Consider the following 22,081-nt stretch of genomic DNA (forward strand, 5'->3'; position numbering starts at 1 on the left):
CATGGTGACGAACCTCCGCACCTGCGACCTGACGGATCCGCTCGGCATCGAGCTCACCCGCCCCCCGCTGACCTGGCAGCTCGCCGGCGCCCCCACGCAGACCGGCTACCACGTGCGGGCCGGCTCCTCTCCCGGCGCGGCCGACCTGTGGGACAGCGGCGAGGTCGACTCGGCGGACCAGCGCGTCACCTACGACGGCCACCCCCTTACCAGCCGCGCCACCGTGCACTGGCGGGTCCGCGTGCGCGACGGCGACGGGAACTGGTCGGGGTGGAGCGACGAGGCCCGCTTCGAGCTGGGTCTGCTGAAGGCGGCCGACTGGAGCGCCGAGTGGATCACCCACCCCGACTGGCACGGCGCGGACGGCGACCCCCGCGTCGGCGAAGGCTGCCCGCTGCCGCTGCTGGCGGGCGAGCTCACGCTGGCCGGCCCGGTCGTAGCGGCCCGCCTGTACGTGGCGGGCCTCGGCGTCTACGTGGCCTCGGTGAACGGCGCGCCGGTGACGGACGCGGTGCTGGAACCGCCGTACACCGACTTCGGCCGGCGGGTCGCCTACGCCGTCCACGACGTCACGGAGCTGCTGCGGCCCGGCGCGAACACGCTCGGCCTGGCGCTCGGGCCCGGCATCGCGCACGTCGCCCCGCACCAGGACCGCTACATGAAGTTCTACGGCTCGAAGGCTTCGCCCCGCGCCATCGCGCAGCTGGAGGTCCGCTACGCCGACGGGACCTCCGGCCGCTTCACCACCGGCGCGGACTGGCTGGCCACGCACGGGCCGACCACGCGCTCGCACTGGTACGGCGGCGAGGACCACGACGCCCGCCTGGAACCGCCCGGCTGGGACGCCCCCGGCGCGGACCGCTCCGGCTGGCGCCCGGTGACCGTCAGGCCCGAGGGAACCGGCATGCTGCGCTCCAGGGCCTGCCCGCCGATCAGGATCACCGAGGAGCTGCCCGCCACGGCCAGGCTCGTCGCCGCCGACGGCACCCCCGTCTTCGACGTCGGCGCGGTCGTGGCGGGCTGGCCCGAGCTCGACCTCGACCTCCCGGCGGGCCGCACGCTGCGGCTGGTGCCCGGCGACCAGCTCGACGCCTACGGCCGGGTGGTGCAGTCGAAGCCCACGACGGGCGCGCCGGTCTTCAACGTGTACACCACCAAGGACGGCCCGCAGACCTGGCACCCGAGCTTCCGCTACGACGGCTTCCGCTACGTCGAGGCCCAGGGCCTGCCCGAGCACGTCGGCGCCGAGGCGCTGACCGCGCTGGTCCTGCGCGCGGACAACGAGCACATCGGCACGTTCGAGACCTCCGACCCGCTGCTCGACGACATCCACACGATCATCGACCGTGCGGTGCGCGGCAACATGTACAGCGTCATGACCGACTGCCCGCACCGGGAGAAGCTGGGCTGGCTGGAGCAGGTCCACCTGCTGTTCGACGTGGTCGCCTACAACTACGACGTGGCCGCCTACTCCCGCGAGCTGCTGGTCACCATCGCCGAGTCCCAGACCGGGGACGGCCTGGTGCCCGACATCGCCCCCGAGTACCTGGTGTTCGACGGAGGCTTCCGCGACGACCCGAACTGGGGCGGCGCGCTGGTCCGCCTCCCGTGGCAGCTCTACCGCCACTACGGCGACACCACCGCGCTGGAGACGCACTACGACGCGATGCGCCGCTACGTCGGCTACCTGACGAGCCGGGCCGAGGACGGCATCACCAGCCAGGGCCTCGGCGACTGGCTGGCCCCCGACTCCAGCACGCCCGTCGCGCTCCCCTCGACCTGGGGCTACTGGCGCGCGGCGGCCACCCTGGCCAGGGCCGCCACCGTCCTGGGCCGCGACGACGACGCCAAGCGCTACACGGCGCTGGCCGAGGACGTCGTGGCCGCCTTCGCCCGGCGCTTCGCCGGCTGCCGGACGCAGGCGGCGCGGATCCTGACCCTGGACATGGGCCTCACCCCGGACGAGCCGGACGCCCTCGACCGGCTGGCGGGCGCCGTGCGCGCCGGCGAGATCACGGTCGGCGAGGTCGTGCTGCCCGCGCTGTTCCGGGTGCTCGCCCGGGCCGGCCGGCACGACGCGCTGTGGGCGTGGGCGACCTCCACCACCCACCCCGGCTACGGCTACCAGGTGCGCCACGGCGCCACCGCCCTGACCGAGGCCTGGGACGGCCCCACGTCCGGGCTGTCGCAGAACCACTACATGCTGGGCGCCATCGACTCCTGGTTCTACCGGGGGCTCGGCGGCCTCGGCCAGGCCCCTGGCTCGAACGGCTTCCGCCGGCTGCTCGTCGCGCCCGCCGCGCCGGGCGACCTGGAGTCGGTACGAGCGAGCACCGCCACCCCCTACGGACGGGCCGGGGTGTCGTGGCGGCGCTCGGACACGGAGTTCACGCTGGAGGTGGAGGTGCCGCCGGGCTCCTCGGCCGAGGTACGGCTGCCGGACTCGCTGTCCGGTCAGGGCCTCGACCGGCACACGGCGCCCGCGGGGGCCGTCGCGGCCGGCGCCGGGGCCTGGGACGTGCCCGCCGGGCGCTGGACGTTCGAGGCCCGCCGGTGAGCGGCTACGACCCGGCCGGGATCAGGACCCCGTACAAGGCGGACCGGCTGCTGGTGCGGCCGTCGGGCGAGCCCGGCCGGTTCGACTCGCTCTTCGTGGACTGCCCGTTCGTCTGCTCCGACGGCGGCGAGTACCTGATGACGTACGTCGGCTTCGACGGGACCGGCTACCAGACCGCGCTGAGCCGCTCGCGCGACCTGGAGTCCTGGTCGCGCGGCAGGGTGGTGCTCCCCCGCGACGCCGATCACCCCTACCGCCGCTACAACGCCGCGCTGACCTCGATCGTGCGGGACAACCGGCTGCACTCGGCCGGCCAGGTGAGCAGGATCGGCGGGCGGGCGGTCGGCACGTACCACGCCTATCCGGAGCCCGGCATGGAGACCGGCGCCGCGATCATCGGCTTCTGCGTCAGCGACGACCTGCTGAGCTGGACGGACACCGGCTCGGTGCTGCGCCCGCAGGACGGCGGCGCATGGGAGCGCGGCGGCCTGTACAAGTCGTGGCTGCTGCGCCACGACGGCCTCTACTACTGCTTCTACAACGCCAAGAACCGCACCTACGACGGCTGGCGCGAACAGATCGGCTACGCCGTCTCCCCCGACCTCGTCCGCTGGGAACGGCCCCGGCGCACGCCGGTGATCCCGAACGGCGGCGCGGGCGCGTTCGACGAGCGCTTCGCCTCCGACCCGTGCGTGCTGCGCGACGGCGACTGGTGGGTGATGTTCTACTTCGGCCTCTCGTTCGACGGTCACGCCCGCGAGGGGTACGCGGTCTCGCGCGACCTGCGGACCTGGGAGAAGGGCACGGAGATCCTCGTCGACGTGGGGCCGCCCGGCTCGGCCGACGACACCTACGCGCACAAGCCCGCCGTCGTCGCCCGCGACGGGCACCTGCACCACTTCTACACGGCGGTGCGGCGGGCCGAGCCGTACCGGGTGGGCGAACACTCGATGACCGAGCGGCGGGGGGTGTCCGTGGCATGGTCGTGAGCCGGCGCGCGGCCCCCACACACAGACGGAGGACACCGATGGAACAGTCCCGCAGGAGATTTCTGGCCGTGGCCGCGGGCGGCTTACTGGCCACACCGGTCGTGGCCGGTCCCGCCCAGGCTGGTGCCGCTGTGGCGGGAACCGCAGAGGCCGGTCGTGCTGAGGCCGCCGCGGCGTGGAGCCGGGTGCCGGCGATCAGGCGGCGGATCCGGCCGCCTCGCTTCCCCCGCCGCGTCTTCCCCGTCACCGCCCACGGGGCCGTCGGCGACGGAAGCACGAAGTGCACCGGGGCGTTCGCCGAGGCCGTCGCGGCCTGCTCGGCGGCGGGCGGCGGGCGCGTGCTGGTGCCCGCGGGGACGTACCTGACCGGCGCCGTCCACCTGGCCGACAACGTGGAGCTGCACCTGGAGGCCGGCGCCACCATCCGCTTCAGCCGCGACCCCGCCGACTACCTGCCCGTCGTCGCCACCCGGTACGAGGGCATCGAGCTGATGAACTACTCCCCGTTCATCTACGCCCACGGCCGGACCAACGTGGCCGTCACCGGCAGGGGCACGATCGACGGCCAGGCCGACGCCACCCACTGGTGGGACTGGTCGAGCGACCCCGCCCCCTCGGAGGGTCCCGACAAGAAGCTGCTCGCCCAGCTCGCCGAGGACGGCGTGCCGGTGGCCGAGCGGGTCTTCGGCGCGGGCCACTACCTGCGGCCGAACCTCATCCAGCTCTACCGCTGTCGCAACGTGCTGATCGAGGGGGTGACGGTCAAGGACTCCCCCATGTGGAACATCCACCCGGTCCTGTGCTCGAACGTGACCGTGCGCGAGGTCACCGTGGACAGCCCGAACGGCCCCAACAACGATGGCTGCGACCCCGAGTCGTGCGTGGACGTGCTGATCGAGCGGTGCGAGTTCAACACCGGCGACGACTGCGTGGCCGTCAAGGCCGGCAAGAACGCCGACGGGCGCCGGGTGGACGAGCCGTGCGTGAACATCCTGGTGGACTCGTGCGTCATGCGCGACGGCAACGGCGGCGTGACCGTCGGCAGCGAGACGACCGGCGGCGTGCGCTGGGTGTTCGCCTGGAACTGCACGATGAGCAGCGCCCGGCTGGAACGCGCGATCCGGGTCAAGACCAACCCCGAGCGCGGCGGTTACGTCCGGGACCTGTACTTCAGGGACATCACGGTGGGGCAGGCCGCCGACGCGGTGGTGGAGGTGGCGCTCAACTACGAGAACAAGCACACCGGCCCCTACTTCCCCGACGTGGGCGGCATCGACATCCGCCGCCTGCGGGCCGGGCGGGCGCCGCGGGCGTTCACCCTGATCGGCAATCCGGGCAACCCCATCAGGGGCGTGCGGGTGAGCGACAGCGTCTTCGAGGAGATGGCCGAGCCGGACGTGGTGACCGACGTGACCGGATTCGAGCTGCGCAACGTCCGGGTCAACGGCCACCGCGTCTGATCAGCGGCAGGCGATCATGGCCGGGCCGCGGGCGTCAGCTCCCTGGACGGGGTGCTCACGCCCGCGCCGGCCGAGGTCCCCCGCCCGAGCAGCAGCGCGCCCAGCCACAGCACCGCCATGCCGACCGCGACCAGGTTCGAGCCCCTGCCGTCCATGAACGTGGCCGCCGCCAGCAGCACCACGCCGCCGGCCGTGACCGCCGCGCTGACCGGCGTCACCCGGCGCAGCACGCCGAGCAGGACCGCCTGGACGAGCAGCGCGGCGTAGAACAGCTGCGCCCCCGGGCCGTACACCAGCGGGTCCACCCCCGGGTAGCCCTGCACCTGCTCCAGCAGCGCCCGCAGCGCCGCCCCGTCCGCCGCGGCGAATCCGGCGTACAGGTCGATGCCGAGCTGGGCGAGGTTGGCGGCCACGCTGAACAGGGCGAGCCCCGTCAGCGCCGTCACCGCCACCCGCCGCCCGCCCGTCACCGGCCCCGCCAGGCCGCGCATCGCCGCCGTCATCACGCCGAACATCAGGAAGGCGGCCAGCCACAGCGCGTGCGCGGCGGTCCACCAGGGCCCCGGTTCCAGGCCCCCGTGAATGGGACGCATGAGGAACCAACCGGCCAGCAGGGCAGCGGGTCCGGCGGTGAAGGAGATCTGGGCCAGGCGGTTCGCGGGGTTCATGGTTGCCACGATGCCCCGCACCGCCCGCCTGGATCATCGGTGATCGTCCCTGATTTCACCCTGGCCCGCACCCAGGGGCTGGCTCAGGTGTGCCGGCTCAGGTGTGCAGGCTCAGCCGGACGGCGTTCAGGTGAAGTAACGCATCCAGACATATAGCCAGGCCATCAGCGTGCTCAGGATCGTGACCACGATGCCGTACCTGGTGAACTGCCAGAAGGAGATCTTGTGCCCGTTGCGCGCGGCGATCCCGATGGCCACCACGTTGGCGCTGGCCGCGACCGCGGTGCCGTTCCCGCCGAAGTCGGCGCCCAGGGCGAAGGCCCACCACAGCGCCTGGCCGATCTGCGGGTCGGGGGCCGCGGCGACCACGCCCTCGACGATGGGGGCGGTCGTGGCGACGTACGGGATGTTGTCGAAGAAGGCGCCCAGCGCGCTGGAGCCGAACAGCAGCGCCGTCGCGGCGACGAAGTAGTTGTCCCCCAGCGTCTCCACCGCCCACGTGCCGATCGAGGCGATCAGGCCGGTGTGCACGAGGCCCCCGACCATGACGAACAGCCCCATGAAGAAGACCAGCGTGGGCCACTCGACCTCGTCCAGCACGTCGGACACGCTGGCGCGGGAGACCAGCAGCATCACCCCGGCGCCCACCAGCGCCACGATCGACGGCTCGATGTGCACCACCGCGTGCAGCCCGAACCCGGCCACGACCGCGCCCAGCACCACCAGGCAGCGCACCAGCAGCCGCGGGTCGGTGATCGCCCGCCGCTCCTGCAGCGCCATCACCTCGGCCACGTGCTCGGCGTTGTACTGGAACGAGTTGCGGAACAGCCAGCGCGAAAGCAGCACGAACACGGCGAAGATGACCACCACGATCGGGGCCATGTGCACGAGGAAGTCGTTGAAGGTCAGCCCGGCGCGGCTGCCGATGATGATGTTCGGCGGGTCACCGATGAGCGTGGCCGCGCCGCCGATGTTGGACGCCAGCACCTCCGCGATCAGGTACGGCTGCGCCGCGATCCGCAGCCGGTTGCACACCACGATGGTGACCGGCGCGACCAGCATGATGGTGGTGACGTTGTCGAGGAAGGGCGAGGCGACGGCGGTGATCGCCATCAGCATGACCATCAGCCGGTACGGCCGCCCTTTCGACCGCTTGGCCGCCCAGATGGCGAGATAGTCGAAGATCCCCGTCTGCTTGATGATGCCGACGATGACCATCATGCCGAAGAGCAGGAAGATGACGTTCCAGTCGATGCCCTCGTGCTCGGAGAAGAACACCTCGGCGCCGGGGATGAGGCCCGTTACGGCCATCAGCCCGGCGGCGATGAGTACGACTTTGACCTTGTCGGCCTTCTCGGTGGCGATGAAGAAGAAGGCCACCAGGAAGATCGCCAGTGCGACGAAGGCGCTCATCCGTCCTGTCCCGGCGGTCCGGCCTGCACGGTGCGCCCGGCGGGACAGAGGTGACGGTCAGGACATGACGGCAGGGCACGGGACAGACGGTACGGCGAGTACGGCGAGCACATGGCAAGGGCCTCCGAACGGTGAACATGCGGCGACCCGGGCGCGGCCGAAGGCGCGCGCCCGGTCAGGGAAAAGGGGTCAGTCGTCCGAGCCGGACAGGACCAGGGTGGTCAGCAGCCGCTCCAGGGTGATCGCCCCGGCGAGGACGCCATCGGGGCCGACGACCGCGACGATCGGGCTGCGCAGGCGGGCCATCAGGGCCGCCACCTCCAGGAGGGTCGCGTCGAGCCGTACCGTCGCGGGCGTGGCGGGCCGCTGCGGCAGGCAGTCGCCCACCGTCAGGTCGCCCAGCTCACCCCAGAACAGGTCGGCGTGCGCCTCGTCGATCGTCCGGCAGAGCGCCGGGTCCTCCTGGTAGGCCCCCGGCACGGCCAGGCGCAGCACCTGCGTCCCCGGGAGCACGCAGGACGGGCGCCCCCGGCCGTCCACGACGATCAGGCCGGGCATCCGGCCCAGTGCCATGATCCGCACGGCTTTGGTGACGGGGTCGTGGACGGTCACCGTGGGCAGGTTCACGGCGATATTGCTGGCATGCATGACATCATCCCGTTCGACGAGTCGACCGGGTGTCCCCGGCGACGTCATGGCGCCGCTCCGGCCAACCGGGCGACGCGGCGTTCCAGGTCGGCCAGCCGGTCGGGTACGGGCCTGCTGTGCAACAGGTCGGCGACCTGATCGGCTTCGTCCTGGTCGAGGACGATGGTCTGCGCCGGCACGTCGGCGTCGGCGGAGTCGTAGACGAGGAACCGCCGCCGCCCGCCGCTCTCCACGAGCAGACCGAAGCGCTGGCCCGCGCGGGTGACGAGGTGATGCACGATGTCTCTCCCCGGGCCGCTGCCCGGCACGGTCGTGCGAGTGACGTCCATGTCGCTTCCTCCCATCCGGCTCTCCCCCAGTCTTCCGGCGAACGCACTCCCGCACTATTGGGCATGACACCCATCTGGGCAGGGATACAACATGTAGGACGACTCGCCGGATGAGGGCCAGACCGGATGGACAACCGGGTCCGACAACGAAGAGGCTGGTGGTATGAACGACCGCGCAGGGGGGCGGCCGGTTGACGCGAGCGGCCAGGGAGCGCCGCGGCCACCGGCTCAGGCGTTGTTCCGCCGGCTGGTGCTGATCAACGGGCTGGTCTTCGCCGCCGGCACGCTCGTGCTGGCGCTGTCTCCCGCCACCGTATCCTCCCCGGTGCTGCTGGCCGAGGTACCGGTGCTGCTGGTGGGGCTGGCGGTGATGCTCTTCGCCAACGCGCTGCTGCTGCGCCGCAGCCTGGCCCCGCTGGACGCGCTGACCACGCTCATGCAGCGGGTGGACCTGCTGCGCACCGGCGACCGGCTGGCCGACAGCGGCAACAGCGACCTCACCCATCTCATCGACACGTTCAACGCGATGCTGGACCGGCTGGAGGCCGAGCGCAGCGCGAGCAGCGCGCACGCGCTGGCCGCGCAGGAGGGCGAACGCCAGCGCATCGCCCGCGAGCTGCACGACGAGATCGGCCAGAGCCTGACCGTGGTGCTCCTCGCCCTGAAGCGGGTGGTCGACCGGGCGCCCGCCGACCTGTGCGAGGAGCTGCACGGCGTCCAGGAGACCGTACGCGCCAGCCTCGACGAGGTCCGCCAGGTCGCCCGCCGCCTGCGCCCCGGCGTACTGGAGGACCTCGGGCTGCACGCCGCGCTCAGCGCGCTGGCCACCGACCTCTCCCGGATGGGCGGCATCCCGGTCACCCGCGCCGTCGAACCGGACCATCCGGCGCTGGGCGCGGACGTCGAGCTGGTCCTCTACCGGATCGCGCAGGAGAGCCTGACCAACATCGCCAGGCACGCCCGCGCCACCCGCGCCGAGCTGTCGCTCACGACCGAGGACGGCCGCCTGGTCCTGCGCATCTCCGACAACGGCCGGGGCGGCGCGGGCGAGGACGGCGCCGGGATCCGGGGCATGCGCGAACGCGCCCTGCTCATCGGCGCCCGGCTGAGCGTCGACTCCCCGCCAGGCGAGGGCACCCATGTGCGCCTGGTCATCCCGGACCCCTCGGATCGGAGCACACTCTCGTGAACAAGACCCGGATCCTGCTGGCCGACGACCACGCGCTCGTCCGCCAGGGGCTGCGGCTCATCCTCGACGCCGAGCCCGACCTGGAGGTGGTCGCCGAGGCCGCCGACGGCGCCGAGGCCGTCGCCGCGGCCTCCGAGGAGACGGTGGACCTGGCCATCCTCGACATCGCGATGCCGCGCATGACGGGTCTCCAGGCCGCCAGGGAGATCTCCCGCCGGGCGCCCGGCGTGCGCATCCTGATCCTGTCCATGTACGACAACGAGCAGTACTTCTTCGAGTCGCTCAAGGTCGGCGCCTCCGGCTACGTGCTCAAGTCGGTCGCCGACCAGGACCTGCTGGAGGCGTGCCGGGCCGCGATGCGCGGGGAGCCGTTCCTCTACCCGGGCGCGGTGACCGCGCTGATCCGCGACTACCTGCAGCGGAACCGGGAGGGCGACCGCATGCCCGAGAGCATCCTGACGCCGCGCGAGGAGGAGATCGTCAAGCTGATCGCGGAGGGCAACTCGGCCAAGGAGATCGCCGAGACGCTGGTGATCAGCGTGAAGACGGTCGACCGGCACCGGGCCAACATCCTCGCCAAGCTCGGCATGCGCGACCGCCTGGACCTGACCCGCTACGCCATCCGCGCCGGCCTCGTCGAACCCTGACGCTTCCCCGCCGGACGGACGCCGGGACCTCGATCCGGCGATCCGGCGGCGTCGATGCCGGTCGAGGGGCCTTGATCCGGCGTCGGACGGCGGTGTTACGTTGAACAAGGCGTGCACTAACCCTCGCGAAGGATGTGGTCTCCCGTGCTCTACCTCTTCGGCTTCGATCGGATCGGCGTGGCCGTGAGCGACATCTACTTCGTCGACCCCGACCCGCTGGCCGGGCAGGAGGGGGCCGAACGCGGGGTGCGGCTGGAGCTGCGCCGGCTCGACCAGGGCGAGCTGAAGGGCTCCATCTACTCGGCCAGGCCGATCACCGTGGACCGCCCGATCTGGCGGGTCGACCTGCTGGAGTCGGTCTCGGGGACGCCGGGAAGCTTCGACCGCACCCACCATCACCCGGGGGTGGACGGCTGGGAGCCGGGGCGGCGGGTGTTCGACCGGCAGTTGTCGCAGGAGCCGCTCAAGTGGCTCGGCGAGCGGCTGGCCGACCTGGAGGCGGTGCTGGATCAGGCCGGGGTCGGGGCGGACGAGGTGAGCCCCGCCGACGTGACGGGCCTGCGCGAGCGGACGCCGGAGATCGTCGAGACGGTCGCGCGCCTGCTCGACTCCGTCCGCGCCGGGCAGGCGGGGCTCCCCGAGGGCGACGGCTCGGGCACCAGCGTGCGGGCCAGCTGGCTGTGACACGGTAGGTCGGCGGGCCGCCGGAGAGGCGCCGGCGGCCCGCCGATCAACGCGGCGTCAGGAAGTCAGCCGGTCAGCCGGCATCGCCCCGACGAGCACGGAGCCCACGGCCACCGTCGCCACGAGGGCGGCCCTCATCAGCTTGTTCATCAAGAACCCTGCACGAGTGATGGTGCGGGGTTCTGGCCGAAGCCTCAGGTCGTGAACTGGAACGCTCCGCGCAGGATGGTGCCCCGGCCGCTCCAGAAGCTCTCGTAGGCGGCCCGGTAGGTGACGTTGTCGAAGGCGGAGACCTGCTTGCAGGTGGCGTCCGGGTGCTTGACGTTGTCGTCCCTGATGACGATGGGCGTGCCGACCATCCCCGGCCGGGTGAGGGTGACCTCCACCCAGGCCGTCCCGGTGGTGTTGTCGGCGCGGACGCACAGCTCGTTGGTGGTGTCGTCGTAACGGACGATCCCGTCGCCGACGTCGCGCTGGAAGCTCGCCGCCAGGGCCGGTTGGGCCAGAATGACGCTCGCCGCCGCGACAGCGGCGCCGACGATGGCTGTCCTGAGATATTTCATCGTGCCTCCTTCTCCCGGACGGAGATCGCTCCTCCGCAACGCCGGAGACAGGTACTCCGGCAGCAGCGATCCCCTGACCCAGGTCACTGGCGGGATCGTCGCACGCGCCGGAAGCAGCCTGGAATACGGCGGGAATACGCCCGAGGCGGGGCCGATGACGCCACGCGGCTCGGCGGGCAGGCGCCCGCCGGCCGGCCGAAAGGTCGCACAGGGTCGTCCGGGTGGGTCAGGAGGGGTCGCCGGCGGTGGGGCGGCGGTGGAGCAGGCCGAACTTGGCCCACATGGCCTCCGCCGCCTCGATCGAGGCTCCCGTACGCGCCGGATCCACCGCGGCCAGCTGGGTGACCAGGGCCTGCGCGACGGCGATGCCGGCCGTGAGCGAGGGGAAGAACGCCTCGCCCTCCGCCGGCACGATCACCACCTGCTCCGCCGCGCTGGCCAGGGCCGGGCTGGCCGCGTCGGTCAGCGCGAACACCCGCACCCCGCGCGAACGGGCCTCGTTGGCGGCCAGCACCGTGCTCTGGTACAGGCGCCAGAAGCTGATCGCGATCAGGACGTCGCCCTCACCGATCGCCGCCATCGCGTTGGCCAGCTCCGCGTCCCCCGCCGTCACCGCGCGTACCGGATAGCCGGCCAGCCGGGCGTTGTGCGCGAGCGCCAGCCCGACGGCGGCGTAGCTGCCGTCGGCCACGATCACGGTGTGCCGCGCCGCCGCCATCGCCTCGGCGATCGTGAGCAGCACGCTCTCGTCGAGGCGCCGGTTGAGCACGGCCAGGCTGTCGAGGTCGCGGCGCAGCGACCGGGAGCTGGGCGAGCCGGTGCCCCGATGCTCGGCGGCCACCTGGCCGGCGCTGAGCGAGGACAGGTAGCGGGCGCGCAGCTCCTGCTGGAGCGCCGGCCAGCCGGCGAAGCCGAGCGCCTGCGCGGTGCGGGTGACGGTGGCGACGTTGACGCCGGCGAGCTGGGCCAGCTCCTGCGCCGAGCCGAACGAGGCGCGGCGCGGCTGCGACAGCAGGACTTCGAGCACGGCGGCCGCCTTGCCGCGCAGCCCGCGCACCGGCAGCCGCTCACGCAGCCAGTCCTCGTAACTGTCCGCGCTCCCCAGCTCTTCCGGCACGACCGCGCCCTCTGTCACCTGTCCCCTTCCGCTCTTCCCCCCGGGCCCGGGATCCGAGCGTGAGCGGGTCCCGCGGCCGGGAACATGCTACGCGGTCGTCACCACCCTAACTTGCAAAGAACATTGCAATTTTAGCTATCCGCACTATATGTTGCTTCGAATTCGACCTACAGGGCCAGGACCTGGGGAAAGGTGTGTCAGATGACCTTGTTGGCCCGGCTGGACAGGCTCCCCCTGAGCCGTCCGCACTATCTCCTCCTCCTGATCGGCGGCCTCGGCTACACCTTCGACGGCATGGACTCCGCCGTCGTCGCGTTCCTGCTGCCGAGCGCCCAGGAGGCCTGGGACCTCTCCAACGGCCAGCTCGGCATCATCGGCTCGGCGACGCCGTTCGGGTTCCTGTTCGGCGCGACCGTGGCGGGCCTGCTCGGCGACCGCATCGGCCGCAAGAAGGTGATGATGTACGCGCTCGCCTTCTACGCCGTCTTCTCCGTCGTGGCCGCGTTCGCCCCGAACTACGAGATCTTCCTCGGTGCCCGCGTGCTGGCCGGAGCGGGCGCGGGGGCGGAGAGCGCGATCATCGCGCCGTTCCTGTCCGAGTTCGTGCCCGCCAACCGGCGCGGCTGGTTCATCGGCGCGCTGGCCGGGTTCTTCTCGTTCGGGTTCGTGATGGCGGCGCTGATCGGGCGGTTCGTGGTGCCGACGTTCGACGACGGCTGGCGGATCGCGCAGGTGGTCACCGCGCTGCCGATCGTCATGCTGCTGTGGTGGCGCCGCTCGCTGCCGGAGTCACCGCGCTTCCTGCTCCAGCAGGGCCGTACGGACGAGGCCGAGGCGGTGGTGGCCGACCTGGAGCGCCGCGTCGAACGAGCCACCGGCGCGCCGCTGCCACCGGTGCCCGAGGCCGCCGTCGCCCCCGTGACGCACACGCCGAAGGTGAACCTGCTCAACGCGCTGAAGTTCCTGTGGAGCCCCGCCATGGCCAGGCGCACGGCGGTGATCTGGCTGGTGTGGTTCGTGATCACGTTCTCGTACTACGGGTTCTTCTCCTGGATCCCCACCCTGCTCGTGCAGCGCGGCATCACCGTGACCAAGAGCTTCGAGTTCTCGATCATCATCTATCTGGCCCAGATCCCCGGCTACTTCTCCGCCGCGTGGCTTTCCGAGCGACTGGACCGCAAGAACACCATCGCGATCTACCTCGGCGGTTCGGCGGTCAGCGCGTTCTGGCTGTCGCAGATGGACTCGCCCGTCACCATCACGATCGCGGGCGCGGTGCTGTCGTTCTTCCTGAACGGCACGTACGCCGGCGTCTACTCCTACACCCCCGAGGTCTTCCCGACCTGGATCCGGGCGACCGGCTCCGGCCTGTCCAGCGCGTTCGGGCGGGTCGGCAGCATCCTGGCGCCGACGATCATCGGACTGTCGGCCGCCAGCCTCGGCTTCGCCGGCGTGTTCGGGCTGACCACGGCCGTGCTGGTGGCCGGGGTGGTGTGTGTGGTCGTGTTCGGGCTGGCCACGGCCGGGCGTTCACTGGAAGAGCTGACCGAATCCACCGCCGAGGAGGCGACCAAGTGATCGACGACCTGAACGAGCTGGAAGAGACGGTGCGCAGGGAGGTGGGCGTGCGGCTGTTCACCGTGCTGGCCTGGGTGCCGGAACGGCGGGCGCTGCGCCGCGTGCACAGCAGCCACCCCGTGGAGTACCCGGTGGGCGGCGAGAAGACCGTCGAGGTCGCCCAGGGCTGGCTGGCCACCTGCATCGAGCGGCAGGAGCCGTACTTCGGCCGCGACCGGGCGGCCGTGCGGGAGATCTTCGCCGACCACGAGCTGATCGAGAGCCTCGGCTGCGGTTCGATCGTCAACGTGCCCGTGATCGGGACGGACGGCGGCGTGCTCGGGGTGCTCAACATCCTCGACGCCGAGGGCAGCTACGACGACGACTCCGTGGCCGCCGCCCAGGCCATCGCCGCGAAGGCCGCTCCCGCGCTGTCCGGAGGTGCCGCATGAGCCTGCTGCTGCGTAACGCGCTCCTGCTCGACGTGACGACCGGCGAGTACGCCGAAGGCGACCTGCGCTGCGCCGACGGCCGCGTCGCCGAGACCGGACGAGGGCTGCGCGCCCCCGACGGCACCCGGGTGATCGACCTGGCCGGCGCCCACGTCGTGCCCGGCCTGATCGACGCGCACGTGCACGTCACCGCCTCGACCGCGGACCTGGGCAGGCTCGGCTCCATGTCGCCCGCGTACGTCGCCGCGCACAGCGCCCGCATCATGGGCGGCATGCTCGATCGCGGCTTCACCACGGTCCGCGACTGCTCGGGCGCCGACTTCGGGCTCGCCGACGCCCAGGCGGAGGGCCTGATCCGGGGTCCGCGGCTGCTGTTCTGCGGCAAGGGGCTGAGCCAGACCGGCGGCCACGCCGACCTCCGCGGCAGGGGCGAGCACCTGAACGACGACCACCCGTGCTGCGCGGGCGTCGGGCGGGTGGTCGACGGGGCCGACGCGGTGCGCGCCGCCGCCCGCGACGAGCTGCGCAAGGGCGCGGACCACATCAAGGTGATGGCCTCAGGCGGCGTCGCCTCGCCGACCGACCGGATCGACTCGACCCAGTTCTCGGTGGACGAGCTGCGCGCCGCCGTCGAGGAGGCCGAGGCCGCCAACCGGTACGTCGCCGCCCACGCCTACACCGCCCGCGCCGTCAACCGGGCCCTCGACGCCGGGGTGCGCTCGATCGAGCACGGCAACCTGATCGACGACGCCAGCGTCGAGCTGTTCCTGCGGCACGACGCCTACCTGGTGCCGACGCTGGTGACGTACTGGGCGCTCAAGCAGGAAGGGCGCGAGTTCGGGCTGTCCGAGAGCAGCTGGCGCAAGGTGGACGACGTGCTGGACGCGGGCATCGTCGCGCTGGAACGGGCGGCGCGCGGGGGCGTGCGGCTGGCGTACGGGACGGACCTGCTCGGCGGCATGCACCGGCACCAGAACCACGAGTTCCGGCTGCGGGCCGAGGTGCAGCGGCCGATCGACGTGCTGCGCTCGGCCACCATCGGCGCGGCGGCGCTGGCCGGGCGGGCGGGCGAGCTCGGCACGCTGGCCGTGGGAGCGCACGCCGACCTGCTCGTGCTCGACGGTGACCCGCTGGGGGACATCGGCGTCCTCGCCGACCCGGCCAAGCACCTGCGCCACGTCGTCCAGGCAGGCGCGGTCGTCTCCTCGGCGAACTCGTGACCGCCGCCGCTCCTTCCCGGCTGCGACTCCCCGCCGCCGCACCTCCTCGGACATGATCACCGCCGGCCGCGTGCTTCCGTAGGTGATCATCGCGGCCGGGTTGCGGGCGGTGTGCGTACCGTGGTCGTCGTGACTACGCTGACGCGCACCGCCCTGGTGGTCGTGGTCGTGCTGCTCCTGCTGCTCGGCCTGCTGTGGGTGTTCCAGCGGCGGCTCATCTACCTGCCCGACCGGGGCTCGGTGCCGCCGGCCGCCGAGGTGATCCCGGGGGCGCGCGACGTCTCGTTCACCACCCGCGACGGGCTCAGGCTCGCCGCCTGGCACGTGCCCGGCGACCGCGACGTGACCGTGCTGGTCACCGGCGGCAACGCGGGCAACCGGCTGCACCGCGCGCCCCTGGCCAGGGCGCTGGCCGCGTACGGGCTGCCGGTCCTGCTGATGGACTACCGCGGCTACGGTGGCAACCCGGGCAGCCCGACCGAGGAGGGCCTGTTCCTCGACGCGCTGGCCGCGCGCGACCTCGTCCGCACCTCGCGGGTGATCTACTTCGGCGAGAGCCTGGGCGCGGCGGTCGCGACCAGGCTCGCGCTGGAGCGGCCGCCGGACGGGCTGGTGCTGCGCTCGCCGTTCACCGACCTGGCCGCCGCCGGCCAGGTCAACTACCCGTTCCTCCCGGTACGCGCCCTGCTGCGCGACCACTTCCCCGTAGCGCGGGACATCGCCCGGGTCCGCGCCCCGGTCGTCGTCGTGTACGGCACCCGCGACACGATCGTCCCCCCGCGCCTGAGCCGGGCGGTGGCCGAGGCGGCGGACGCGACGACCGTGGAGGTGGCGGGGGCCGGGCACAACGACCTGGTCATGCTGAACGGCCCCGGCCTCGTGAACGCGGTGACCGATCTGGCCGAGCGCGTGCGGTGAGCGCCTGCCGGGTCAGGCGGAGCAGGCGGTGCCGCCGCCCGCGTGGTAGATCATGTCCTGGTAGGTGACGCCGGCCCTGATGGGCGTCGAGCTGCGCAGCGTCTGGACGGTGTCGCCGCCCCGCCGCAGCTCGAAGACCGGCGTCGTCCCCGGCACCATCGGCACCTTGAACGACACGACCCCGGCCGCCCGCACCCGCTTGCTCCGCACGTCCGAGCCCTGCGTGATCACCAGCTTGCCCGGCCCCTTCACGAACGCCAGCAGCTCCACCTGGTCCACCGGCCCCGGACCGGCCGCGATGGTGAACCCGCCGGCGGTCTGCCTGCTCCTGTCGTAGGGCGCGCCGGCCTTGTGGCCGCGGTGGAAGTAGTAGAGCGCGTCCCGGACGATCCGCGGCGCCGCGCCGGTCTTGAACCAGGTCGTGTAGTAGGCGTTGACGTCGGCGAGCGCGTGGCCGCGCGCCTTCGAGGGCGCCTGGTGCGACGCGCCGTAGTCGTTCCAGGTGACGAGCTGCACCCAGTCGGCGTCCCCCTTGATCGCCGCCCGCCACGAGCCGCGCAACGTGCTGCTGTTGCGCGCCTCCCAGTAGCGCAGGTCCTTGACCCTGGTGTCCTCGAACCCGATCGGCGCCATGTACGTCAGCCCGCGCTTGTGCGCGGCCCTGGCCGCCTTGACGAAACCGCCGGTCACCCCGGGACGGTTGGCGCCCCAGGAGGAGTGACCGTAGACGTGTTCGTCCCACTCGGTCCTGCCGCGGCCGTCCCAGTAGCTGAAGATCGACATCAGCGACGTCCGCATGCCTCTGGCGGCCAGCGCCGCCTGGGCGGCCCGCCACCAGGAGGGCGGCTGGCGCTCGATCGTGTACGGCGCGAGCAGCACGCTCCCGTCGGGCAGCGTGAACAGCGATGGATGACCCTTGACCAGCAGGAGGTCCGAGATCATCTTGGTGTACGAGGCTCCGGCCGCGGCCGGGAAGCCGGGGCTGAGCACGATCCTGAACTGCGGGTCCACGGCCTTGGCGGCGTCGAGGAGCTGGGGCAGCTGGTTCCAGCGCTGGTCGCTGGAGGTGTGGTGCTGGTAGATGAACCCGTCGAGCCCCTGCGCGATGGCCTGGCGCACCTCGCGCTCGAAGTCGAGCCGCCGCCAGCCGGCCTCGGGCCGTACGGACCTGGTCAGCGGCCGATCCCGCAGGTAGCCGCCTCTGCTGCGGTAGAGGCCGCTGGAGCCGGCCGGGTCGAGCCAGGAGGCGTACTGGTCGTCCGCCGGGTCCTTGTTGTCGACCGAGACGGGGAAGGGCGGGAAGTAGAACGCGAACGCCTTCTTGGCCGAGGCGCGCAACGCGGCGGCCGAGGGTTTGTCGAAGGGCAGCGTGGCACAGGGGGCGGCGCCGGTGGTGTAGGTGACCGTGAGCTTGGGGCCGCGGTCGCCGCGCTGACGTGAGGAGTACAGCACCGTGGGCGTGCCGTCCGGCTGTGTGAGGGCGAAGGAGTAGGCGCCGTCGCGGGAGATCGCCGGGGAGACGTCGAGGCGGACCGGCCGGCCGGCGGTGAAGCCGGTGTGCTTCGCGAGCACCTTCCCGAGCTCGGGGCGGGTCCGCCACGTGGTCGCTGTCTCGGTCCAGGCGCCGGACACCTCGCGCGCCGACAGCGTGGTCGCGGCGGTCCTGGTGGGGGTCAGCTCAAGGGTGGCGGTGACGTTCCCGGCGCCGGCCGGGATGCCGGAGACCCTGAACCTGGCGAGCGCGACCCGCCGGCCGCCGGAAGAGGATCCGCAGGTGGCGCCGCAGACGGACATCCACGTGGCGGCGCCGAAGCTCTTGGCCGGCTCCGCCTGGCTGACGAACACGTCGTCCAGGGCGGGAACGACCACCTTCGTGGGCGTTCCCGAGGAAGCAGGGGACGTTCCCGAGAGAGCGGGGGACGTTCCCGAGAGAGCGGGGGACGTTCCCGAGAAGGCCGGGGAAGCCGTGGCCTGTCCCGCGACGGACGCGGGAGGAGGGGACGCGGCCTCGCGCGCGGCCGCGGATAACGGCGCCGTCGCGCCGGTCGTGCCGACGGACACGACCAGCGTGAGCAGCGTGAAGATGCCCACCCGTCGTGGCTGGGGGAACATTGCCCTCCTCGTAGGGGTCCATTTTGAAGATCATCACAAGCTACTGCGGCGCGGCCGACAAAACGAGTGACTTTTCGAAATGAGATGAGTCAGACACCCCGGGGGTGACGCCGCCCGCGTCACAGACCCCTCACGGCAGCGGCGGAGTGCCGGCGGCGAGCTCGCACGCTCAGGCGTTCAGGTACGGCTCCAGCTCGGCCACCGCGTGGTCGCGGTGCACGTTGAGCGTGGTCACGGCCTCGTCGGCGGACCCGCGGCGCAGGGCGTCGAGGGTGGCGCGGTGCTCCTTGACCACCCGCTCCCTGTTGCCGGCGTCGCCGTAGTACATCGACCGGTAGGCGTCGGTCGTGTCCCAGAGCGTGCGGATCATCCGGGCCAGCCGCGGCATCCCCGCGCAGTCGAACAGGGTCATGTGGAAGACCCGGTTGGCGGTGGCCATGGCCAGCACGTCACCCGCCGTCGCGGCCCGCTCGACCTCGTCCTGCGCCTCCGCCAGCCGGCGCAGGTCGGCGTCGGTGAGGCGGGCCACGGCCCGGCGCACGGCCTCCTCCTCCAGCAGTTGCCTGATGCGGTAGACCTCGCGCAGGTCGTCGAGGGAGAGCGTCTCGACGGAGTAGCCGCGGTGCGCCTCGTAGGTGACCAGCCCCTCGCCCTGCAGCGTCTTGAGCGCCTCACGCAGCGGGACGCGGCTGACCTGGAACTCCTCGGCCAGCGCGTCCTGCCTGATCGGGGCGCCGGGCCGCAGGCGGCCGGTGGTGATGGCGCGGCGCAGCTCGGCCAGCACGAACTGCTGGGCCGTGGGCGGCCTGCGTCGTGCCTCGTCCGGACTCACGGCCCCAATATCTCACGAACCCACGCGTCGTCCTGCCCGAGCGCGGGCGGCGGTCGGCGGTAGGAGGGCGGGGTGGCGCTCATCCGCACCGGGTTGGCGACCTGGCCGACACCGTCGAGGTCGACGGCGGGCTCCAGGCCGAGGTCCGCGGCGAGGGCGAAGGCGGCGGCCAGGTCGTTGATCGGGCCGCACGGCACTCCGGCGGCGGTCAGCCGCTCGAACCACTCGTCGGCGCTCCGCCCGGCCAGGGCCTTGTCGAGGGCGGGTACGAGCGTCTCCCTGGCGGCCACCCGGGCGGCGTTGGTGGCGTAGCGGGGGTCGCCGGCCAGGTCGTCCCGGTCCAGGACGGCGCACAGGGCGCGGTACTGGCGGTCGTTCCCCGCCGCGATCACGATCGGCCGGTCGGCGGCCTGGAACACCTCGTACGGGACGATGCTCGGATGCCGGTTCCCCATCGCGCGCGGCACGACGCCGGCGGCGGCGTAGGCGGAGGAGTGGTTGGTGAGCGCCGACAACAACGACGACAACAACGACACCTCGACCCGCTGCCCGACCCCGCCGCCAGGCTCGCCGCCGGAGACGCCCTGACCGGCGGCAGACGCGCCGTCGGAGAGGCCCTGACCGGCGGTGGACGCGCCGTCGGCAGGGCCCGGGTCGGCGGCGGGCGCGCCGACGCGGCCGCCCCGGCCGGTGGTGTCGCGGTGGCGGAGGGCGGCCAGGATGCCGAGGGCCGCGTGCAGGCCGGTGATCACGTCCACCAGCGCCACCCCCGCCTTGGTGCCGGGCCCGCCGGGCTCGCCCGTGACGCTCATCAGCCCGCCGACGGCCTGCGCGATCAGGTCGTACCCGGGCAGACCAGCCCCGGCCCCCGACCCGAACCCGGTGATCGAGCAGTAGACCAGGCCCGGGTTGAGCTCCCGCAGCCTCTCGTAGCCGAGCCCGAGCCGTTCCATCGTGCCGGGCCTGAAGTTCTCCACCAGCACGTCGGCCCGCGCCGCCAGGGCCCGCGCGACCTCGGCGTCCGCGCGCAGGTCCAGGGCGATCGAGCGCTTGTTGCGGTTGACGCCGAGGAAGTACGTCGCCTCCCCCTCCGCGTACGGCGGCCCCCACGCCCGGGTGTCGTCCCCGGCCCCGGGCCGCTCGACCTTGACCACCTCGGCCCCCAGGTCGGCCAGGAGCATGGTCGCGTAGGGCCCGGCCAGCACCCGGCTGAAGTCGGCCACGAGCAGCCCGGACAGCGCCCCGCTCACGCCGGCGCCCCGAGGTAGACGGTGACCGTCCTGGTGTAGAACTCCCTGGCCGCCCGCCCCTGCTCCTTGGGCCCGAATCCGCTCTGCCTGGCCCCGCCGAACGGCACGTGCGGGAACGTCCCCGCCGACTCGGAGTTGACGTGCAGCACGCCCACCTCCAGCCCGTCGACCGCGCGCAGCGCCGCCCCGAGGTCCCGGGTGAAGATCGCCGCCGACAGCCCGTGGTCGCTGAGGTTCGCCAGCCCGAGCGCCTCCTCCGCGCTGCCCGCCCGTACGGCGCCCACCACGGGCCCGAACAGCTCGGTCCGCCAGAAGTCCACCCCGGTCCCCGGCAGGTCCAGCAGGGTAGGCGGCGTGAACCAGCCGTCGCGCTCCAGCGGCGCGCCGCCCGCCAGCGGCTTGGCCCCCTCCCCCACGGCCCGCGCGACCCCGGCCGTGACGCGCTCGCGGGCGGCCGAGCTGACCAGGGGGCCCATCTCGACGCCGCTGTCCAGCGGGTCGCCGACGACGAGCCGCGCGGCCCGGTCCGCGACCCGTTCCAGCAGGTCGTCCGCCACCTGGTCGGCCACGATGAGCCGGGAGGTGGCCGTGCACTTCTGCCCGGTCGAGCGGAAGGCGCCGAGGCAGACCTGCTCGGCGGCGTGGTCGAGGTCGGCGTCGGCGAGCACGATGGAGGCGTTCTTGCCGCCCATCTCGGTCTGCACCGGCTTGCCCAGTTCGCCGCAGCGGGCGATGACGGCCCGGCCGACGGCGGTGGAGCCGGTGAACGACACCGCGTCCACGCCCGGATGGCCCACGACGGCCGAGCCGGCGTCGGCCTCGCCGTAGACGAGGTTGAGCACGCCGTCGGGCAACCCGGCGGAGGTCAGCGCCCAGGCCAGCCGGTAGGCGAGCAGCGGCACCAGCGAGGACGGCTTCCACACCACGGCGTTCCCGTACGTGAGCGCGGGCGCGATCTTCCAGGCCGGGATGGCGATCGGGAAGTTGAACGGCGTGATCAGCCCCGCCACGCCGATCGGCTTGCGGACGACGAGCACGTTCTCGCCGGGGCGCGGAGAGGCGAAGATCTCGCCGCTCTCCCGGTCGGCCTCGCCGGCGTAGTACCGCATGATCCGGGCCGCGCCCTGGACCTCCGCGACCGCCTCGGGCAGTGTCTTGCCCTCCTCGCGGGCCAGCTCGGCGCCCCACTCGCCGGCGTGGCCCGCGACGAGGTCGGCGGCGGCGGTGAGCACGGCGGCGCGGGCATGGTGCGGGGTCGCCGCCCAGCCGGGCGCGGCCCGCCCGGCCGCCGCGACGGCCCGCTCCACCTCGGGCACGGACGCGAACCGCCCGCGCGCCACGACCTCGGAGGGCCGTGCCGGGTTGGTGTCGGCGAACTCCTCGCCCGCGCCCTCGACCCAGCGGCCACCGATGAGATTCAGAACGTCCATGGTCAACGCACCCTAACTGTGCCATATTGGATTTTCAATATTGGAT

Annotated in this window: 20 protein-coding genes; 10 read left to right on the top strand and 10 right to left on the bottom strand. The window is 72.7% G+C overall.

Annotation, left to right across the window (positions count from 1 at the left end):
- Window position 1 precedes the first annotated feature (1 nt).
- From OIE67_RS33135 to OIE67_RS33145, 3 genes are read left to right on the top strand one after another with little or no spacing between them, the layout of a single operon-like run.
- On the top strand, window positions 2–2,557 hold the full coding sequence (locus OIE67_RS33135) for a family 78 glycoside hydrolase catalytic domain (protein WP_326627869.1): 2,556 nt from the start codon (window positions 2–4) through the stop codon (window positions 2,555–2,557).
- A complete protein-coding gene (locus OIE67_RS33140; protein WP_326627871.1) occupies window positions 2,554–3,546 on the top strand; it encodes a hypothetical protein in 993 nt (330 codons plus the stop codon). Before OIE67_RS33135 ends, OIE67_RS33140 begins: the two co-directional genes overlap by 4 nt.
- A 38-nt stretch (window positions 3,547–3,584) precedes the next feature.
- Window positions 3,585–5,006: a glycoside hydrolase family 28 protein gene (locus tag OIE67_RS33145; protein ID WP_326627872.1), complete on the top strand. Its 1,422-nt coding sequence runs from the start codon at window positions 3,585–3,587 to the stop codon at window positions 5,004–5,006.
- A gap of 14 nt (window positions 5,007–5,020) precedes the next feature.
- Here OIE67_RS33145 and OIE67_RS33150 read toward each other — a convergent pair whose 3' ends face one another.
- From OIE67_RS33150 to OIE67_RS33165, 4 genes are all read right to left on the bottom strand, one after another.
- Window positions 5,021–5,674 carry a hypothetical protein gene (locus OIE67_RS33150; protein WP_326627874.1) on the bottom strand — a complete coding sequence of 218 codons (654 nt, stop codon included), beginning with the start codon at window positions 5,672–5,674 and terminating at the stop codon, window positions 5,021–5,023.
- 126 nt (window positions 5,675–5,800) lie between these two features.
- Window positions 5,801–7,087, bottom strand: a complete 1,287-nt coding sequence (locus tag OIE67_RS33155) for an ArsB/NhaD family transporter (RefSeq protein WP_326627876.1) — start codon at window positions 7,085–7,087, stop codon at window positions 5,801–5,803.
- A 189-nt stretch (window positions 7,088–7,276) separates the two neighbouring features.
- A complete protein-coding gene (locus OIE67_RS33160; protein ID WP_106235943.1) occupies window positions 7,277–7,735 on the bottom strand; it encodes a CBS domain-containing protein in 459 nt (152 codons plus the stop codon).
- Window positions 7,736–7,779: 44 nt separating this feature from the next.
- Window positions 7,780–8,064: a hypothetical protein gene (locus OIE67_RS33165; protein ID WP_106235941.1), complete on the bottom strand. Its 285-nt coding sequence runs from the start codon at window positions 8,062–8,064 to the stop codon at window positions 7,780–7,782.
- Window positions 8,065–8,227: 163 nt separating this feature from the next.
- Here OIE67_RS33165 and OIE67_RS33170 point away from each other — a divergent pair, with 163 nt between their 5' ends.
- The 3 genes from OIE67_RS33170 to OIE67_RS33180 all read left to right on the top strand — a co-directional run bounded on the left by OIE67_RS33170 (window position 8,228) and on the right by OIE67_RS33180 (window position 10,584).
- Entirely contained in the window at window positions 8,228–9,253 is a 1,026-nt protein-coding gene (locus OIE67_RS33170) for a sensor histidine kinase (RefSeq protein ID WP_326627880.1), read from the top strand.
- On the top strand, window positions 9,250–9,900 hold the full coding sequence (locus OIE67_RS33175) for a response regulator (protein WP_106235938.1): 651 nt from the start codon (window positions 9,250–9,252) through the stop codon (window positions 9,898–9,900). The genes OIE67_RS33170 and OIE67_RS33175 overlap by 4 nt, the downstream gene beginning before the upstream one ends.
- Window positions 9,901–10,044: 144 nt before the next feature.
- A complete protein-coding gene (locus tag OIE67_RS33180) occupies window positions 10,045–10,584 on the top strand; it encodes a hypothetical protein (RefSeq protein WP_326627885.1) in 540 nt (179 codons plus the stop codon).
- Between the two features lie 194 nt (window positions 10,585–10,778).
- Here OIE67_RS33180 and OIE67_RS33185 read toward each other — a convergent pair whose 3' ends face one another.
- Together OIE67_RS33185 and OIE67_RS33190 are read right to left on the bottom strand one after the other, a co-directional pair.
- Window positions 10,779–11,147, bottom strand: coding sequence for a hypothetical protein (locus tag OIE67_RS33185; protein ID WP_326627887.1), 369 nt, complete (start codon window positions 11,145–11,147; stop codon window positions 10,779–10,781).
- Window positions 11,148–11,373: 226 nt separating this feature from the next.
- Window positions 11,374–12,282, bottom strand: a complete 909-nt coding sequence (locus OIE67_RS33190) for a MurR/RpiR family transcriptional regulator (RefSeq protein WP_245955642.1) — start codon at window positions 12,280–12,282, stop codon at window positions 11,374–11,376.
- A gap of 183 nt (window positions 12,283–12,465) precedes the next feature.
- Between OIE67_RS33190 and OIE67_RS33195 the strand changes: the two genes are divergently transcribed.
- From OIE67_RS33195 to OIE67_RS33210, 4 genes are all read left to right on the top strand, one after another.
- Complete coding sequence (locus OIE67_RS33195) at window positions 12,466–13,842, top strand: MFS transporter (protein ID WP_326627892.1); 1,377 nt, start codon at window positions 12,466–12,468, stop codon at window positions 13,840–13,842.
- Window positions 13,839–14,273, top strand: coding sequence for a GAF domain-containing protein (locus OIE67_RS33200; protein WP_326627893.1), 435 nt, complete (start codon window positions 13,839–13,841; stop codon window positions 14,271–14,273). The genes OIE67_RS33195 and OIE67_RS33200 overlap by 4 nt, the downstream gene beginning before the upstream one ends.
- Window positions 14,270–15,493, top strand: coding sequence for a metal-dependent hydrolase family protein (locus OIE67_RS33205; protein WP_326627896.1), 1,224 nt, complete (start codon window positions 14,270–14,272; stop codon window positions 15,491–15,493). Before OIE67_RS33200 ends, OIE67_RS33205 begins: the two co-directional genes overlap by 4 nt.
- A 129-nt stretch (window positions 15,494–15,622) precedes the next feature.
- The gene (locus OIE67_RS33210; protein WP_326627898.1) at window positions 15,623–16,411 is read left to right on the top strand and encodes an alpha/beta hydrolase; all 789 of its coding nucleotides are present in this window, start codon (window positions 15,623–15,625) and stop codon (window positions 16,409–16,411) included.
- Between the two features lie 12 nt (window positions 16,412–16,423).
- Here the strand turns inward: OIE67_RS33210 and OIE67_RS33215 are convergent, their stop codons facing one another.
- The 4 genes from OIE67_RS33215 to OIE67_RS33230 form a co-directional block, all read right to left on the bottom strand.
- A complete protein-coding gene (locus OIE67_RS33215; protein WP_326627900.1) occupies window positions 16,424–18,523 on the bottom strand; it encodes an endo-1,3-alpha-glucanase family glycosylhydrolase in 2,100 nt (699 codons plus the stop codon).
- A gap of 169 nt (window positions 18,524–18,692) precedes the next feature.
- A complete protein-coding gene (locus OIE67_RS33220) occupies window positions 18,693–19,355 on the bottom strand; it encodes a GntR family transcriptional regulator (RefSeq protein WP_326627902.1) in 663 nt (220 codons plus the stop codon).
- Window positions 19,352–20,605 (bottom strand): CaiB/BaiF CoA transferase family protein, encoded by a 1,254-nt coding sequence (locus OIE67_RS33225; protein WP_326627904.1) that lies wholly within the window; start codon window positions 20,603–20,605, stop codon window positions 19,352–19,354. The genes OIE67_RS33220 and OIE67_RS33225 overlap by 4 nt, the downstream gene beginning before the upstream one ends.
- Window positions 20,602–22,035, bottom strand: a complete 1,434-nt coding sequence (locus OIE67_RS33230; protein WP_326627907.1) for an aldehyde dehydrogenase family protein — start codon at window positions 22,033–22,035, stop codon at window positions 20,602–20,604. Before OIE67_RS33230 ends, OIE67_RS33225 begins: the two co-directional genes overlap by 4 nt.
- Window positions 22,036–22,081 lie beyond the last annotated feature (46 nt).

Source organism: Nonomuraea fuscirosea, assembly GCF_035917475.1.
Taxonomy (GTDB): Bacteria; Actinomycetota; Actinomycetes; order Streptosporangiales; family Streptosporangiaceae; genus Nonomuraea; species Nonomuraea fuscirosea.